The 17,211-nt window shown below is 45.7% G+C and carries 15 protein-coding genes; all 15 read left to right on the plus strand.

Going from position 1 to position 17,211, the window contains the following annotated elements:
- Nucleotide 1 precedes the first annotated feature (1 nt).
- The 15 genes from frr (at nt 2) to truB (ending at nt 17,204) form a co-directional block, all read left to right on the plus strand.
- Nucleotides 2–559 carry a ribosome recycling factor gene (gene frr, locus AXI59_RS16490; protein WP_061520548.1) on the plus strand — a complete coding sequence of 186 codons (558 nt, stop codon included), beginning with the start codon at nt 2–4 and terminating at the stop codon, nt 557–559.
- 126 nt (nt 560–685) lie between these two features.
- Nucleotides 686–1,468 (plus strand): isoprenyl transferase, encoded by a 783-nt coding sequence (locus AXI59_RS16495; RefSeq protein WP_061520549.1) that lies wholly within the window; start codon nt 686–688, stop codon nt 1,466–1,468.
- Nucleotides 1,469–1,471: 3 nt separating this feature from the next.
- A complete protein-coding gene (locus AXI59_RS16500; RefSeq protein ID WP_156476308.1) occupies nt 1,472–2,269 on the plus strand; it encodes a phosphatidate cytidylyltransferase in 798 nt (265 codons plus the stop codon).
- A gap of 55 nt (nt 2,270–2,324) precedes the next feature.
- Nucleotides 2,325–3,476: a 1-deoxy-D-xylulose-5-phosphate reductoisomerase gene (gene dxr / locus AXI59_RS16505; RefSeq protein WP_061520551.1), complete on the plus strand. Its 1,152-nt coding sequence runs from the start codon at nt 2,325–2,327 to the stop codon at nt 3,474–3,476.
- A 6-nt stretch (nt 3,477–3,482) separates the two neighbouring features.
- The gene (gene rseP / locus AXI59_RS16510) at nt 3,483–4,751 is read left to right on the plus strand and encodes an RIP metalloprotease RseP (protein ID WP_156476309.1); all 1,269 of its coding nucleotides are present in this window, start codon (nt 3,483–3,485) and stop codon (nt 4,749–4,751) included.
- 33 nt (nt 4,752–4,784) lie between these two features.
- A complete protein-coding gene (proS, locus tag AXI59_RS16515; protein ID WP_061528750.1) occupies nt 4,785–6,479 on the plus strand; it encodes a proline--tRNA ligase in 1,695 nt (564 codons plus the stop codon).
- A 111-nt stretch (nt 6,480–6,590) separates the two neighbouring features.
- On the plus strand, nt 6,591–10,904 hold the full coding sequence (locus tag AXI59_RS16520; RefSeq protein ID WP_061528751.1) for a PolC-type DNA polymerase III: 4,314 nt from the start codon (nt 6,591–6,593) through the stop codon (nt 10,902–10,904).
- 243 nt (nt 10,905–11,147) lie between these two features.
- On the plus strand, nt 11,148–11,621 hold the full coding sequence (gene rimP, locus AXI59_RS16525; protein ID WP_061520555.1) for a ribosome maturation factor RimP: 474 nt from the start codon (nt 11,148–11,150) through the stop codon (nt 11,619–11,621).
- Between the two features lie 35 nt (nt 11,622–11,656).
- The gene (gene nusA, locus AXI59_RS16530) at nt 11,657–12,778 is read left to right on the plus strand and encodes a transcription termination factor NusA (protein WP_061528752.1); all 1,122 of its coding nucleotides are present in this window, start codon (nt 11,657–11,659) and stop codon (nt 12,776–12,778) included.
- A 13-nt stretch (nt 12,779–12,791) separates the two neighbouring features.
- Nucleotides 12,792–13,067, plus strand: a complete 276-nt coding sequence (gene rnpM / locus AXI59_RS16535) for an RNase P modulator RnpM (RefSeq protein WP_061520557.1) — start codon at nt 12,792–12,794, stop codon at nt 13,065–13,067.
- Between the two features lies 1 nt (nt 13,068).
- A complete protein-coding gene (locus tag AXI59_RS16540; RefSeq protein ID WP_003154192.1) occupies nt 13,069–13,371 on the plus strand; it encodes a YlxQ family RNA-binding protein in 303 nt (100 codons plus the stop codon).
- 19 nt (nt 13,372–13,390) lie between these two features.
- The gene (gene infB / locus AXI59_RS16545; protein WP_061528753.1) at nt 13,391–15,538 is read left to right on the plus strand and encodes a translation initiation factor IF-2; all 2,148 of its coding nucleotides are present in this window, start codon (nt 13,391–13,393) and stop codon (nt 15,536–15,538) included.
- The gene (locus AXI59_RS16550; RefSeq protein WP_061520559.1) at nt 15,535–15,813 is read left to right on the plus strand and encodes a DUF503 domain-containing protein; all 279 of its coding nucleotides are present in this window, start codon (nt 15,535–15,537) and stop codon (nt 15,811–15,813) included. Before infB ends, AXI59_RS16550 begins: the two co-directional genes overlap by 4 nt.
- 16 nt (nt 15,814–15,829) lie before the next feature.
- Complete coding sequence (gene rbfA, locus AXI59_RS16555; protein ID WP_003154185.1) at nt 15,830–16,183, plus strand: 30S ribosome-binding factor RbfA; 354 nt, start codon at nt 15,830–15,832, stop codon at nt 16,181–16,183.
- A 91-nt stretch (nt 16,184–16,274) separates the two neighbouring features.
- Nucleotides 16,275–17,204, plus strand: coding sequence for a tRNA pseudouridine(55) synthase TruB (gene truB / locus AXI59_RS16560; protein WP_061528754.1), 930 nt, complete (start codon nt 16,275–16,277; stop codon nt 17,202–17,204).
- The last annotated feature ends 7 nt before the right edge of the window (nt 17,205–17,211 follow it).

Below are 17,211 nucleotides of genomic sequence, written 5' to 3' on the forward strand. Positions count from 1 at the left end.
CGTGTCAAACGAAGTATTAACACAAACGAAAGAACGTATGGAAAAAGCGGTTGCCGCTTATTCTCGTGAATTGGCGTCAGTCCGTGCTGGACGTGCCAATCCGTCTCTATTAGATAAAGTGACAGTTGAATACTACGGTGCCCAAACACCTTTAAACCAGCTGTCTTCCATCAATGTGCCTGAAGCTCGTATGCTAGTTGTCACACCGTATGACAAAACAGCGATCGGCGATATTGAAAAAGCGATTTTAAAAGCGGATCTTGGCGTAACGCCGACAAGTGACGGCACAATCATCCGCATTGCTATCCCTGCTTTGACGGAAGAAAGACGGAAAGAGCTTGTCAAAGTTGTGAAAAAATACGCGGAAGAAGCGAAAGTGGCAGTCCGTAATGTCCGCCGTGACAGCAATGATGAACTCAAAAAACTTGAAAAAAACGGTGACATTACTGAAGATGAGCTTCGTGCTTCTAATGAAGACGTTCAAAAGCTGACAGATGAATATGTGTCAAAAATTGACAGTGTTACAAAGGACAAAGAAAAAGAAATCATGGAAGTTTAATGAAAAACTCTGTACAATAGATAATGTGAAAAGACCCTCTCATGTTTACAGGGGGTTTTTTTGTTAATACTGTTGATTAACACTGATCATCAGCAACGCAACCTTTTTGGGTGACGGAGGAATCTCATGCTCAACATACTCAAAAATTGGAAGAATCAGCAGAATGCGGCTTCCAACTTAGAACGGTATACAAAAGAAGACATACTGAAGGGTGAAATTCCCGCACACATTGCCATCATTATGGACGGGAACGGACGCTGGGCGAAAAAGCGTTCACTTCCGAGAATTGCCGGACATCATGAAGGAATGAAAGTGGTAAAACGAGTCACAAAGCTTGCAAACCAGCTGGGCGTCAAAGTTCTGACTCTATATGCCTTTTCCACGGAAAACTGGAAACGCCCGAAAATGGAAGTGGACTTTTTGATGAAGCTTCCGGAAGAGTTTTTGAATACGTACCTTCCCGAATTAGTCGAGGAAAATGTGCGGGTGAAAATCATCGGGGATGAATCCGCACTTCCTTCCCATACGTACAAGGCGATAGAGAAGGCTGTAAAAGATACTGAACAAAATGACGGGCTGATTCTTAATTTTGCCTTGAACTACGGCGGACGGACAGAGATCGTAAATGCTGCAAAAGCACTCGCCGAGCGGGTGAAAGACGGCTCGTTGAATATCGAAGACATTGATGAAGCGCTTTTTTCCGATCATTTAATGACTGAATCGATACAGGATCCGGAGCTTCTTATCAGAACGAGCGGAGAAATCAGGCTGAGCAACTTTATGCTTTGGCAGGTGGCTTACAGCGAATTCGTATTTACAGATGTCCTGTGGCCTGACTTTAAAGAAGATCACTTTTTACAGGCATTGGGAGAATATCAACAGCGGGGCCGGAGGTTTGGCGGAATTTAGAGGATGGTGGAAATGAAACAAAGATTGTTAACAGGTGTTCTGGCGGCGGCACTATTTTTATTTTTGGTTATTTTCGGAGGATTGCCGTTCACCGTATTCGTTTACGCAATGGGCAGTATAGCGCTTTTTGAGCTTTTGCGGATGAAAAAGCTCAGGTTTTTTTCATTTCCGGGACTGATCAGCCTGCTGTTATTGTGGCTGTTTATTATGCCGGGCAAATATCATTTCTTTGATGCGAAAATTGAAGTGACGATTTTCGCTGTATTGATATTGCTCAGTTACACCGTGCTGGTGAAAAACACCTTCACCTTTGACGAGGTCGGTTTTATCATCCTCGCGACGATTTATATCGGGTTATGTTTTCATTATTTTATCGAAATCAGAAACATTGAAACAAGCGGGCTTTTATATATTTTTTATGCCTGTGTTGTCATATGGTCGACAGATTCCGGTGCATATTTCGTCGGAAAATCACTCGGGAAACGAAAGCTGTGGCCTGAAATCAGTCCTAACAAAACGGTGGAAGGATTTCTCGGCGGCATTATTATCGCCCTCATATGTACAGCGGTATTTCAGCTGTTTGCAGGCCTTCCGATTTCATATCCGCTTCTGCTTTTGATTACGCTGGTTTTGTCTGTTTTCGGACAGATCGGGGATTTAGTGGAATCAGCGCTCAAACGGCATTATGAAGTGAAGGATTCTGGAAAAATCCTGCCGGGGCACGGCGGTATTTTAGATCGATTTGACAGCTTTTTGTTTGTCATGCCGTTCTTGTACTTTCTGCTTGCGCTTTTTTCATAAGAAAGGCTAATATGAAAATAAGACCGATCTGGACGCATAGAATGGGAGTGGCATTTTGAAGAATATTTGTCTTTTAGGAGCAACAGGATCAATAGGGGAGCAGACGCTTGACGTATTGCGTATGCATCAAGACCAATTTCGTCTCGTCTCAATGACATTCGGCAAAAATGCCGAGAAGGCGATTCCTTTGATCAAAACCTTTCAGCCGAAATATATAGCAGTCGGCGACATGGATACATATCAAAAAGTGAAACAAGCATCTTTTTCTCATGAATGCCAAATCGGCATCGGAGAAGAAGGACTGATTGAAGCTGCAGTTATGGAAGAAGTGGATATCGTTGTCAACGCGCTGCTTGGAAGCGTCGGTTTAATCCCGACATTAAAAGCCATTGAACAGAAAAAAACAATCGCGCTTGCAAATAAGGAAACTCTTGTCACTGCCGGGCATATAGTGAAAGGACACGCAAAACAATACGGTGTGCCTCTCTTGCCGGTTGACAGCGAGCATTCCGCTATTTTTCAGGCGCTTCAAGGCGAGCAAAACAAAAACATTGAGCGCTTGATTATCACCGCATCCGGCGGAAGCTTTAGAGATAAGACCCGGCAGGAGCTTGAATCAGTGACGATTGAGGATGCGCTGAATCATCCAAACTGGTCGATGGGCGCAAAAATCACGATTGATTCGGCTACAATGATGAATAAAGGACTTGAAGTCATTGAGGCGCATTGGCTGTTTGATATTCCGTATGAACAAATTGACGTTGTTTTACATAAGGAGAGCATCATTCACTCGATGGTTGAATTTCACGACAGAAGTGTCATTGCCCAGCTCGGCAATCCTGATATGAGAGTGCCGATCCAATACGCGCTGACATATCCGGACCGGCTGCCTCTTCCTGAAACAAAAAGGCTTGAATTATGGGAGATCGGGAGCCTCCATTTCGCGAAAGCTGATTTTGAAAGGTTCCGCTGCTTACAATTTGCCTTTGAATCGGGTAAAATAGGTGGAACGATGCCGACGGTCTTAAATGCGGCGAATGAAGAAGCCGTTGCTGCTTTTCTGGCCGGACACATTTCGTTTTTAGCTATTGAGGACCTGATTGAAAAAGCATTGCATCGTCACAGCGTGATTCAGCATCCGAGTCTTGCGGATATTCAAGAAGTGGACAAAGACACCCGGGGATACGTCAATTCAATACTCACATAAGGTGGTATGTTCGTGAATACAGTTATAGCGTTTATTATTATTTTCGGAACGCTCGTTTTCTTCCATGAACTGGGACATTTATTGCTTGCCCAAAGAGCGGGGATCCTTTGCCGTGAATTTGCGATCGGCTTTGGCCCTAAAATTTTCTCGTTTAAAAAAAATGAAACCGTATATACGATCAGGCTCCTTCCGATCGGCGGTTTCGTCCGCATGGCCGGAGAAGATCCGGAGATGATTGAAGTTAAACCCGGTTATACCGTCGGTCTTCTTTTTAATAAAGACGACCAGGTTGAGAAAGTCATTATTAATCAAAAAGAAAAATATCCTGACGCTTTAATGATTGAAGTAGAGACGGCTGATCTTGAGCATGAGATGAAACTCACCGGGTACGAGCAGGGGAAAGAAGACGAACTGTCAAGCTTTACAGTCAGTCAAACCTCTTTTTTCATCGTAGACGGAGAAGAAGTGCAAATCGCGCCGTACAACCGCCAATTCGGCTCAAAGCCCGTCTGGAAACGGATTAAGGCAATCGCTGCCGGCCCGATTATGAACTTCATTTTAGCGTATGTCATTCTTGTGATGCTCGGATTCATACAAGGCGTGCCTTCCAACCAGCCTGAGCTCGGGAAGCTGACAGATAACGGACGCGCAGCGGCTGCCGGTTTACAGGAAGGCGACCGCATTCAAAGCATTAATGGAGAAAAAATGCGGTCCTGGACCGATATCGTTACCGCGGTAAAAGAAAACCCGGGGAAAAAAATAGATGTTGCCGTCAAGCGGGATGGCAAATCGCTTCATATTTCGGTTACACCTGAAGCGGTAAAAGATGAAAACAAAAAAACAATCGGCCGGTTCGGCTCTTATGCGCCGACTGAAAAAGGCGCGTTTGCAGCTATCGCTTACGGAGCCACGTCAACGGTTGATGTGACAAAAGCGATCCTGACTAATCTCGGCAAGTTAGTTACCGGGCAGTTTAAGCTTGATATGCTCGCAGGCCCCGTCGGTATTTACGATATGACGGACCAAGTTGCGAAAACGGGCATCATCAACTTATTGCGGTTTGCGGCGTTTTTAAGCATCAACCTTGGAATCGTCAACCTGCTGCCGATCCCGGCGCTTGACGGCGGAAGACTGCTGTTTTTATTCATTGAAGCAATCCGCGGCAAGCCGATTAACCGTGACAAGGAAGCATTTGTCGTATTTATCGGCGTAGCTTTCTTAATGCTTCTTATGCTGGTTGTCACATGGAACGATATCCAGCGTTTATTCTTATAATTGACTAGTAAAAAAAATCAGAGGTGCGAAGACATGAGACAAAGTTTGACGCTTATTCCGACCCTGAGAGAAGTGCCGGCTGATGCTGAAGCAAAAAGCCATAAGCTTCTGCTGAGAGCGGGATTTATCAGACAAAATACGAGCGGGGTTTACAGCTACATGCCCCTGGCTTACAGGGTCATTCAAAACATTCAGAAGATCGTGCGTGAAGAAATGGAAAAAATCAATGCGGTGGAAATGCTGATGCCGGCCCTTCAGCAGGCTGAAACATGGCAGGAATCAGGCAGATGGTATACGTACGGGCCTGAATTGATGCGTCTGAAAGACCGCCACGGCCGCGAATTTGCGTTAGGCGCGACACATGAAGAAGTCATTACTTCTCTCGTGCGCGATGAGGTGAAATCTTATAAGCGTCTGCCGCTCACTCTTTACCAGATTCAGTCTAAATTCAGAGATGAAAAACGTCCTCGCTTCGGATTATTGCGGGGCCGTGAATTTATTATGAAAGATGCATATTCTTTCCATTCTTCTGAAGAGAGCCTGGAGGAAACGTACCAAAACATGTACAGCGCGTACACTAACATTTTCGCCCGCTGCGAATTAAACGTCCGCCCGGTTATTGCCGATTCGGGCGCGATGGGGGGAAAAGACACGCATGAGTTTATGGCTCTTTCTGAAATAGGGGAAGATACCATTGCTTATTCCGATGAATCCTCTTATGCGGCAAACACGGAAATGGCGGAAGTTGTTATGAACAATGAGCCTTCAAATGAAAAACCTGAGGCGCTCGAGAAAATCGATACGCCGAATGTCAAAAGTATTGAAGAACTTTCTGCTTTCTTACAAATTGAGCCAAGCGCTTGTATCAAGTCTATTCTGTTTAAAGCAGATGACCGGTTTGTTCTCGTTTTAGTCAGAGGGGATCATGAGGTCAATGACGTAAAAGTGAAAAACCTTCTCAATGCGGAAGTGGTTGAGCTTGCGTCACATGAAGAAGCAGCAGAAAAGCTCGGAACGGAGCCAGGATTTGTCGGCCCTGTCGGTGTGGGTTCAGATATTGAGATTTATGCCGACCAAGCTGTGAAAGTCATGGTGAATGCCGTCAGCGGTGCGAATGAAAAAGACCGCCATTACCGGAACGTTAATATCGAGCGCGACGCTTCCGTTAAAGAATATGCCGATCTCCGAATCATTCAGGAAGGCGATCCGTCTCCTGACGGAAAAGGAACGATCCGTTTCGCAGAAGGTATCGAAGTCGGACAAGTCTTTAAACTCGGTACGCGTTATTCTGAGGCAATGAATGCGACATATCTTGATGAAAACGGACGTGCGCAGCCAATGCTGATGGGATGCTACGGAATCGGCATATCCAGAACACTTTCGGCAATCGCTGAACAGCACCATGACGAGAAAGGCCTGATCTGGCCGAAAAGCGTTGCTCCGTACGACCTGCATATTTTGGCTTTAAACATGAAAAATGAAGCGCAACGGGAACTCGCTGAACAGCTTTACGGCAAATTCCGAGCGGAAGGCTATGACGTGTTATACGATGACCGTGCGGAACGCGCCGGCGTAAAATTCGCTGACTCTGATCTGATCGGGCTTCCGATCCGCATCACTGTCGGAAAGCGTGCGGACGAAGGCATCGTTGAAGTGAAAATCCGCAAAACCGGAGAATCAGCCGAAGTTTCAGTGAACGAGCTGTCTGAATTTATCAAGAACAAGTAATCAGCATAACGAATTGGTGAAAACCATGTTAAAATAGAGAAAAAAGAAGGTACCTCATCACCATCGGAGGTACCTTCACTTATGATGTTTTTAGGGAGGGATACTGTCTGAATGGAACAGTTATCAGTAAACAGAAGACAGTTTCAGATTCTTCTGCAGCAGCTTAATATGACAGATGATACCTTCATGACGCACTTTGAAGACGGAGAGATTGATAAACTGACAATCCATAAAGCACAGAAGGCCTGGCATTTTCAATTTCGCTTTAAGGCCCTTTTGCCGTATCAAATATATGACGCGTTTATGATGAGATTGACACAATCCTTTGCTCACATTGCCCGCGTCACTTCGTCGATTAAAGTCATTGACCCGGCAGTCAGCGAAGAGCTTGTGCAAGATTATTGGACACGCTGCATTGAAGAGCTTGAAGGAACCTCGCCGCCAATGGTGGCTCTGTTACATCAGCAGAAGCCGAAGCTCATGGGGAACAAACTGATCGTTAAAACAAAAACCGATACAGAAGCATCGGCGCTTAAAAATAAATACAGCTCACTCATCCAGCAAAGCTATCGCCAGTTTGGCTTTCCTGATCTGCAGCTCGACACCGAAATTTTTGTATCTGACCAAGAAGTCCAGAAATTCCGCGAGCAAAAACTCGCCGAAGACCAGGAGCGCGCGATGCAGGCTCTGATCGAAATGGAGAAGAAGGAAAAAGAGGGCGATGAGGATCAGGCGCCGTCAGGTCCGCTTGTCATCGGCTACCAAATTAAAGACAATGAAGAGATTCGGACGCTTGACAGCATCATGGATGAAGAAAGAAGAATTACGGTGCAAGGCTATGTTTTTGATGCCGAAACACGTGAGCTGAAAAGCGGACGCACGCTCTGTATTTTCAAAATTACAGACTACACAAACAGCATTTTAATTAAAATGTTTGCTAGAGAAAAAGAAGACGCCGCCTTAATGAAAACGCTGAAAAAAGGCATGTGGGTGAAGGCAAGAGGAAGCATCCAAAATGATACGTTTGTCAGAGACCTCGTCATGATTGCAAACGATGTGAATGAAGTAAAAGCAAAAACCCGTGAAGACACTGCCCCTGAAGGCGAAAAACGGGTGGAGCTCCATCTGCATTCTCCGATGAGCCAAATGGATGCCGTAACGGGAATCGGAAAGCTTGTGGAACAGGCGAAAAAATGGGGGCATGAAGCGATTGCATTAACAGATCATGCTGTCGTACAGTCATTCCCGGATGCCTATGCCGCCGCGAAAAAGCACGGAATTAAAATGATTTACGGAATGGAAGCCAATATCGTTGATGACGGTGTTCCGATCGCGTACAACCCTGCACATCGTCTGCTTGAAGAAGATACTTATGTCGTATTTGACGTTGAAACGACAGGTCTGTCGGCTGTGTACGATACAATAATTGAGCTTGCGGCAGTTAAAATAAGAGGCGGAGAAATCATTGATAAATTTGAAGCATTCGCCAATCCGCATCACCCGCTGTCAGCAACGACGATTGAACTTACCGGTATTACAGATGATATGGTGCGTGACGCTCCCGATGTCGCAGACGTAGTGCGGGATTTTAAAGAATGGATCGGCGATGACGTGCTTGTGGCACATAACGCAAGCTTTGATATGGGATTTTTAAATGTAGCGTACAAACGCCTTCTGAAAACGGAAAAGGCGAAAAATCCGGTTATTGATACGCTCGAACTTGCGCGTTTCCTTTACCCTGAATTTAAAAATCACCGTTTAAACACGTTATGTAAAAAGTTCGATATCGAATTAACCCAGCATCACCGGGCGGTTTTTGACGCTGAGGCGACAGGCTACCTGCTGTTAAAAATGCTGAAAGATGCCGCCGAAAGAGATATTTATTATCACGACCAGCTGAATGAGAACATGGGGCAATCCAATGCTTACCAGAGATCCAGACCGTATCACGCGACATTGCTTGCCATGAATGAAACCGGCCTGAAAAACCTGTTTAAGCTTGTATCTATTTCTCATATTCACTACTTCTACAGGGTGCCGCGGATTCCGAGGTCACAGCTTGATAAGTACAGGGAAGGCCTTTTAATCGGTTCTGCTTGTGACAGGGGAGAGGTCTTTGAAGGCATGATGCAGAAATCGCCTGAAGAGGTTGAAGATATCGCTTCCTTCTATGATTATCTTGAGGTGCAGCCGCCGGAAGTATACAGGCATCTGTTGCAGCTTGAGCTCGTCCGTGATGAAAAAGCGCTGAAAGAAATCATCGCCAATATTACAAAGCTCGGGGAGAAATTGAATAAGCCCGTTGTCGCAACGGGGAATGTCCACTATTTAAACGATGAGGACAAAATTTACCGGAAGATCTTAATTTCCTCCCAAGGGGGCGCCAATCCGTTAAACCGGCATGAACTGCCTAAAGTGCACTTCAGAACGACAGATGAAATGCTGGATGCTTTCTCCTTTCTGGGTGCGGAAAAAGCGAAAGAAATCGTGGTTGATAATACGCAGAAAGTCGCTTCCATGATCGAAGAGATCAAACCGATTAAAGACGACCTGTACACGCCGAAAATTGATGGAGCCGATGAAGAAATCCGTGAAATGAGCTATCAGCGCGCCAGAAGCATTTACGGTGAAGAGCTTCCTGAAATTGTTGAAGCGAGAATAGAAAAAGAGTTAAAAAGTATCATTGGCCATGGATTCGCCGTTATTTATCTTATTTCTCATAAGCTTGTCAAACGGTCTCTGGATGACGGCTATCTCGTCGGTTCACGGGGATCGGTCGGTTCGTCGCTTGTGGCGACCTTAACGGAAATCACTGAAGTGAACCCGCTCGCCCCGCACTATGTGTGCCCGAGCTGCAGGTATTCCGAATTCTTTAATGACGGATCAGTCGGTTCCGGTTTTGACCTTCCGGATAAAAGCTGCCCGTCTTGCGGCACCCCTTTGAAAAAGGACGGACATGATATCCCGTTTGAAACGTTCTTAGGCTTTAAAGGTGACAAAGTACCCGATATTGACTTGAACTTCTCGGGTGAGTATCAGCCGCATGCCCATAACTATACGAAGGTTTTATTCGGAGAAGACAACGTGTACCGTGCGGGAACGATCGGCACCGTTGCTGAAAAAACCGCGTACGGGTATGTGAAAGGCTATGCGGGCGACCACAACCTTCATATGCGCGGCGCGGAAATCGACCGCCTCGTGCAGGGCTGTACAGGCGTCAAAAGAACGACGGGACAGCACCCGGGGGGAATTATCGTAGTGCCTGATTACATGGATATTTACGATTTTTCACCGATTCAATTCCCGGCGGATGCGACGGGCTCTGAATGGAAAACGACTCACTTTGACTTCCATTCCATTCATGACAACCTGCTGAAGCTCGATATATTAGGACACGATGATCCGACCGTCATCCGTATGCTTCAGGATTTAAGCGGCATCGACCCGAAAACGATACCGACCGATGATCCCGAAGTGATGAAAATTTTCCAAGGGACTGAATCTCTCGGCGTAACCGAAGAACAAATCGGCTGCAAAACGGGAACACTCGGTATTCCTGAATTCGGGACGCGATTTGTGCGGCAGATGCTCGAAGATACTAAGCCGACGACATTCTCTGAGCTTGTCCAGATTTCCGGGCTTTCCCACGGAACCGACGTATGGCTCGGCAATGCCCAGGAATTGATCCACAACAATACATGTGAACTCAGCGAAGTGATCGGCTGCCGTGATGACATCATGGTTTACTTGATCTATCAGGGCCTTGAGCCTTCACTGGCCTTTAAAATCATGGAATTTGTCCGTAAAGGCAAAGGCCTGACGCCGGAATGGGAAGAAGAAATGAAAAAGAACAATGTGCCGAACTGGTATATTGATTCATGCAAAAAAATCAAATACATGTTCCCGAAAGCCCACGCCGCCGCGTATGTGTTAATGGCGGTGCGGATTGCATACTTTAAAGTGCATCACGCGCTTTTATATTACGCCGCTTATTTTACCGTGCGTGCCGATGACTTTGACATTGACACAATGATTAAAGGCTCGACTGCAATCAGAGCGGTTATGGATGAGATCAGCTCCAAAGGGCTCGATGCTTCGCCGAAGGAAAAAAACCTCCTCACTGTTTTAGAGCTTGCGCTTGAAATGTGTGAACGCGGCTATTCCTTCCAAAAGGTTGATCTTTACCGCTCCAGCGCCGCGGAATTTATCATCGACGGCGACAGCCTGATTCCGCCGTTTAACTCGATTCCGGGGCTTGGGACAAACGCCGCTCTCAATATTGTGAAAGCGCGTGAAGAAGGGGAATTCCTGTCTAAAGAGGACCTTCAAAAAAGAGGTAAAGTGTCAAAAACGATTTTAGAGTATTTAGACCGGCACGGCTGTCTTGAGTCGCTGCCTGACCAAAACCAGTTATCACTGTTTTAAAGCCTGTGTAAGTAAGGCTTGCGATGGAGATTGATTTGCATAAAATATATGGTTATGGTATAGTTTTATTGGAAATGCTAACGATTACCGAGGCAAAGAGTGGGGAAACCCGCTCTTTTGTATTGAACAGGCAATTTTGCCTCGACATGTCCATCGTTTTCTTAAAGCCCCTGCTCTTTTGAAGCAGGGTTTTTATGCAGAGAAGACGGCCGATATGATATCGCCAGCACAAGGAGGAAAAACATGAGCAAAAAAGTGACTGATACCGTTCAAGAAATGGCTCAGCCCATACTAGATGACCTTCAGCTTGAACTCGTAGACATTGAATTTGTCAAAGAGGGTCAAAACTGGTTCCTTCGCGTGTTTATTGATTCCGATGACGGTGTTGATATTGAGGAATGCGCCAAAGTCAGCGAAGCGTTAAGCGAAAAGCTGGATGACGCCGATCCGATTACTCAAAACTACTTTCTTGAAGTATCTTCTCCTGGAGCCGAGCGCCCATTAAAGAAAAAAGCCGACTTCGAAAAATCACTTGGTAAAAATGTTTATATGAAAACGTACGAACCGATTGACGGTTTAAAAGTGTTTGAAGGCAAATTGGCTGAATTTGATGGACAAACTGCTACAATAGAGATGACGATCAAAACAAGAAAGAAACGGGTCAATATTCCGTACGAAAAAATAGCTAATGCAAGATTAGCTGTATCATTTCATTAATTGAGTATAAGTGTTTAAGGGGGGAGACCGCTAACATGAGCAGTGAACTATTAGATGCCCTCACTATTCTTGAAAAAGAAAAAGGCATCAGTAAAGACATTATCATCGAAGCAATTGAAGCTGCCTTAATTTCTGCTTATAAGCGAAATTTTAACCAGGCGCAAAACGTACGGGTTGATTTGAACCGTGAGACGGGCACCATTCGTGTGTTCGCCAGAAAAGACGTTGTAGACGAGGTGTATGATTCAAGACTTGAAATCTCGCTCGACGACGCCCAAAGCATCCATCCGAACTACCTTGTCGGAGATGTTGTTGAAATAGAAGTGACACCTAAAGACTTCGGCCGCATTGCCGCGCAAACGGCGAAACAAGTCGTGACACAGCGTGTCCGCGAAGCTGAGCGCGGTGTGATTTATTCGGAATTTATCGATCGTGAAGAAGACATCATGACGGGAATTGTACAGCGCTTAGACAGCAAATTTATTTACGTGTCTCTCGGCAAGATTGAAGCGCTGCTGCCCGTTAATGAACAAATGCCGAATGAAAGCTACAAACCGCACGACCGGATTAAGGTATTTATCACCAAGGTCGAAAAAACGACAAAGGGACCGCAAATTTATGTGTCAAGAACACATCCCGGTCTTTTAAAGCGTCTTTTTGAAATAGAAGTGCCGGAAATTTATGACGGAACCGTTGAGCTTAAATCTGTTGCCAGAGAAGCGGGCGACCGTTCTAAAATCTCCGTCCGCACTGACGATCCTGATGTGGATCCGGTCGGCTCATGCGTCGGGCCGAAAGGTCAGCGTGTGCAGGCGATCGTTAACGAGCTGAAGGGCGAAAAAATCGATATCGTCAACTGGTCTGACGATCCGGTTGAATTTGTTGCCAATGCGCTCAGCCCGTCCAAAGTGCTGGATGTCATCGTCAACGAAGAAGAAAAAGCAACCACTGTCATCGTCCCTGATTACCAGCTTTCCCTGGCAATCGGAAAAAGAGGGCAAAACGCCCGCTTAGCTGCGAAACTGACAGGCTGGAAGATTGATATCAAAAGCGAAACGGATGCAAGAGACCTTGGCATCTATCCGAGAGAGCATGAAGAAGATGACGATTTAGAGCCGCTCTTTATGGAGCTTGAAACAGCCGAATCGGATGAATAAGAGGTGATTTTAGGTGAATAATCGAAAAAAAATTCCTCTGCGCAAATGCGTGGTAACGGGGGAAATGAAGCCTAAAAAGGAACTGATCCGAATTGTCCGTTCTAAAGAAGGGGAGATCTCAGTCGATCCGACCGGAAAAAAGAACGGCCGGGGTGCCTACATCACCCTTGAAAAAGAATGCATCTTAGCTGCGAAAAAGAAAAACACATTGCAAAATCAATTTCAATCACAAATCGATGACCAGATTTTCGAAGAATTGCTGGAACTGGCGGAAAAGGTGAAAAAATAACATGTCTGGAATGGAATGGTTTCCCTTGCTGGGTCTGGCCAATCGAGCTCGTAAGGTCGTGTCAGGCGAGGACTTGGTTATAAAAGAAATTAGAAATGCGCGTGCAAAGCTTGTTCTGCTGACAGAAGATGCATCAGCGAATACTGCAAAGAAAGTATCCGACAAATGCAATTATTATAAAGTGCCTTATAAAAAAGTCGAAAGCCGCGCGGATCTCGGCCGCTCTATCGGCAAGGAATCACGTGTCGTTGTCGCCGTCACTGACCAAGGTTTTGCGAATAAGCTGATCAGCTTGCTCGATTAATATTTTTGGGGGTGAACGAATGGCTAAAATGAGAGTATACGAATATGCAAAAGCCATCAATGTTTCAAGTAAGGAAATTTTGACGGCGCTGAAAAACATGGATATAGTAGTAAATAACCATATGGCAACGCTTGAAGAAAAGACCATTAAGCAGCTTGATGCGAAATTTAAAAAAGGCGGCGCCGGCGTTAAATCTCAAAAGCCTGCGGAAACGAACAAAAACAAGCAGCCGCAAGGGGTTAATCAGCAGTCTGCTGGAAATCAACCAAACAAAATTCGAGACGGAAAGAAGAATGACGTGCAGAATAATCAATTTAACAAAAACAAGAAGAATAACAACAACAAAAAAAACAAACGCAATCACAACAACAAAAACCAGCATCAGCAAAAACCGCTGAAGCCGAAAAAAGAGCTTCCTGAAAAAATTACGTTTTCAGGCACTTTAACAGTCGGAGCCTTAGCCGAGGAACTTGGCAAAGAACCGTCTGAAATCATTAAAAAACTCATGCTGCTCGGCGTAATGGCCACCATTAACCAGGAGCTTGACAAAGACACAATCGAACTCATCGCATCCGAATACGGTGTGGAAACAGAAGAAGTGATTGTGCTTGAAGAAACTGAGCTCGAAAAATACGAAGAGGCTGACAAAGAAGAAGACCTTCAAATCCGTCCGCCTGTCGTAACGATTATGGGCCACGTTGACCACGGGAAAACGACGCTTCTCGACAGCATCCGAAAAACAAAGGTTGTTGAAGGGGAAGCCGGCGGAATTACGCAGCATATCGGTGCATACCAAATCGAAGAAAACGGCAAAAAAATCACGTTCCTTGATACACCGGGACACGCGGCTTTCACAACGATGCGTGCGCGCGGTGCGGAAGTAACCGATATTACGATTTTAGTCGTAGCGGCCGATGACGGCGTTATGCCGCAAACAGTCGAAGCCATCAACCATGCAAAAGCGGCTGAGGTTCCGATTATCGTTGCCGTGAATAAAATTGATAAAGAAAGCGCAAATCCTGACCGTGTCATGCAGGAGCTTACGGAATACGGACTCGTTCCTGAAGCATGGGGAGGAGAAACGATTTTCGTTCCGCTATCCGCTCTTTCCGGCAAAGGAATCGACGAACTTGTCGAAATGATTTTGCTTGTCAGTGAGGTAGAGGAGCTCAAAGCCAATCCGAACCGCCAGGCAAAAGGAACGGTTATTGAAGCCGAGCTTGATAAAGGCAGAGGATCGGTTGCGACATTGCTCGTTCAAACGGGAACATTGCATGTCGGTGATCCGATCGTTGTCGGAAACACATTCGGCCGCGTGCGGGCAATGGTCAATGATCTCGGCCGCCGCGTGAAAACAGCCGGACCGTCAACACCTGTAGAAATTACGGGTCTTAACGACGTGCCGTTAGCAGGTGACCAATTCCTCGTCTTTAAAGACGAAAAAACAGCCCGTTCTGTCGGTGAGGCGCGCGCTTCTAAACAATTGGAAGAACAGCGCAGCGACAAAGCGAAGCTCAGCCTTGATGATCTGTTTGAACAAATCAAACAAGGCGATGTGAAAGACATTAACTTAATCGTGAAAGCTGACGTTCAAGGTTCAGCTGAAGCGTTAACGGCCGCTCTTCAAAAAATTGAAGTAGAAGGCGTCAAAGTGAAAATCATTCACACAGGCGTCGGTGCGATTACCGAATCAGACATTATTCTGGCTTCTGCATCGAATGCGATCGTTATCGGGTTTAATGTACGCCCTGACGGAAATGCTAAAAGTACGGCTGAAGCTGAAAATGTAGACATCCGTCTTCACCGTATCATTTACAAAGTCATTGACGAAATTGAAGCGGCGATGAAAGGTATGCTTGATCCTGAATACGAAGAGAAAATCATCGGTCAGGTTGAGGTCCGCCAAACGTTCAAAGTGTCTAAAATCGGCACTATTGCCGGAGGCTATGTAACCGAAGGCACAATTACACGGGACAGCCGCCTGCGTCTGATCCGTGACGGCGTCGTAATCTTTGAAGGTGAAGTAGACGTTCTGAAACGCTTTAAAGATGATGTGAAAGAAGTTTCACAAGGATATGAATGTGGTATTACAATTAAGAAATACAATGACATTCGCGAAGGTGATATCCTTGAAGCGTATGTCATGCAGGAAATCGAAAGAAAGTGATCGGATTTGCGGAATGTGAATGCATCATTTATGATGCGGGATCATTAAAGGAGAAGCGCGCTGTTTTGAAGCGGATCATCACAAGGGTTCGAAATAAGTTCAACGTGTCTGCTGCAGAAATCGGCTATCAGGACACTTGGCAGAGAACCAGCTTCGGAATCGCCGTGGTATCCTCCTCTCACGTTCAGGCGGAAAGGGAGCTTCAGCGCGTTCTCGCGTTTATTGACTCCTTTCCCGAAATTGAGCGGACGATCACTAGAACAGAGTGGTTTTAACTTAGAGGTGATTGAAATGAGTATGAGAGCAAACCGTGTCGGCGAGCAGATGAAAAAAGAGCTTGGGGATATTATCAGCCGAAAGCTGAAAGACCCGAGAATCGGTTTTCTGACTGTAACAGACGTACGTGTTTCAGGTGATTTGCAAATTGCAAAGGTGTATATCTCCGTTCTCGGCGGAGAGAAGAAGAAAGAGGAGGCGCTGAAAGGGCTGGAGAAAGCGAAGGGATTTATCCGTTCAGAAATCGGCAGCCGAATCAGACTCCGCAAAACGCCTGAGCTTGAATTTGAATTCGATGAATCCATTGAATACGGCAACCGTATTGAAACATTGATTCATGAACTGCATTCAGATAAACCATCTGAATAATCCGGAAAAAGAGGATGGGCGTATGTCGTCTGTCCTCTTTTCTGCGTTTGAAGACACAAATTGAAAACAATTCAGAAGGAGCGAAGGGCAGATGGTTAACGGAGTTCTCCTTTTACATAAACCTGTCGGCATGACCTCGCACGATTGTGTGATGAAAATAAGAAAGCTGTTAAAAACAAAAAAAGTCGGGCATACAGGAACGCTTGACCCCGAAGTGTCAGGCGTGCTGCCGATCTGTGTCGGACGAGCCACAAAAATCGTCGAGTACGTCACAGAAAAATCAAAAACGTATGATGCAGAAATTACCCTCGGTATTTCTACATCGACTGAAGACCAGACGGGGGAAACAATCAGCGTAAAACCTGTTGAGGAGCCGATAGCTGAAGAAGACATCAAAAACGTATTGGAAAGTCTTAAAGGGCCGCAAGAGCAAGTGCCGCCGATGTATTCCGCCGTTAAAGTCAACGGCAAAAAGCTGTATGAATATGCAAGAGCGGGAATCGAGGTAGAACGGCCGAAGCGAAAGATCACGATTGAAGACATCGTCCTCACTTCACATGTCACGTATGCGGATGAAACTGCGTCGTTTCGTTTCAACGTAACGTGCACGAAAGGAACGTACGTCCGGACATTGGCTGTTACAATCGGTGAAAAGCTTGGCTATCCCGCTCATATGTCTCATCTCATCCGCACTGCTTCAGGAGATTTCAGCCTTGATGAATGTTTTACGTTTGAGGAGCTTGAACAGCAGGCAGCCAATGGCACTGTCGGGGATCACGCAGTACCGATTGAAAGAGCGCTTAATCATTTGCCGAAATGGGTCATAAGTGATACATTAGCTAAGAAAGCAGAAAACGGGTCAGTATTTGAAACCCCGGCGCAATTTTCTGCAATGACAATCGACGACCGTATAGCGGTTTGTACCGAAGCCGGAGAATGTGTGGCCATTTATATGCCGCATCCTTCAAAAAAAGGACTGTTAAAACCGGCCAAAGTACTGATGCAAAAAAGCGAACAATAAGAAAAAA

Source organism: Bacillus nakamurai (assembly GCF_001584325.1).
Classification (GTDB): Bacteria; Bacillota; Bacilli; order Bacillales; family Bacillaceae; genus Bacillus; species Bacillus nakamurai.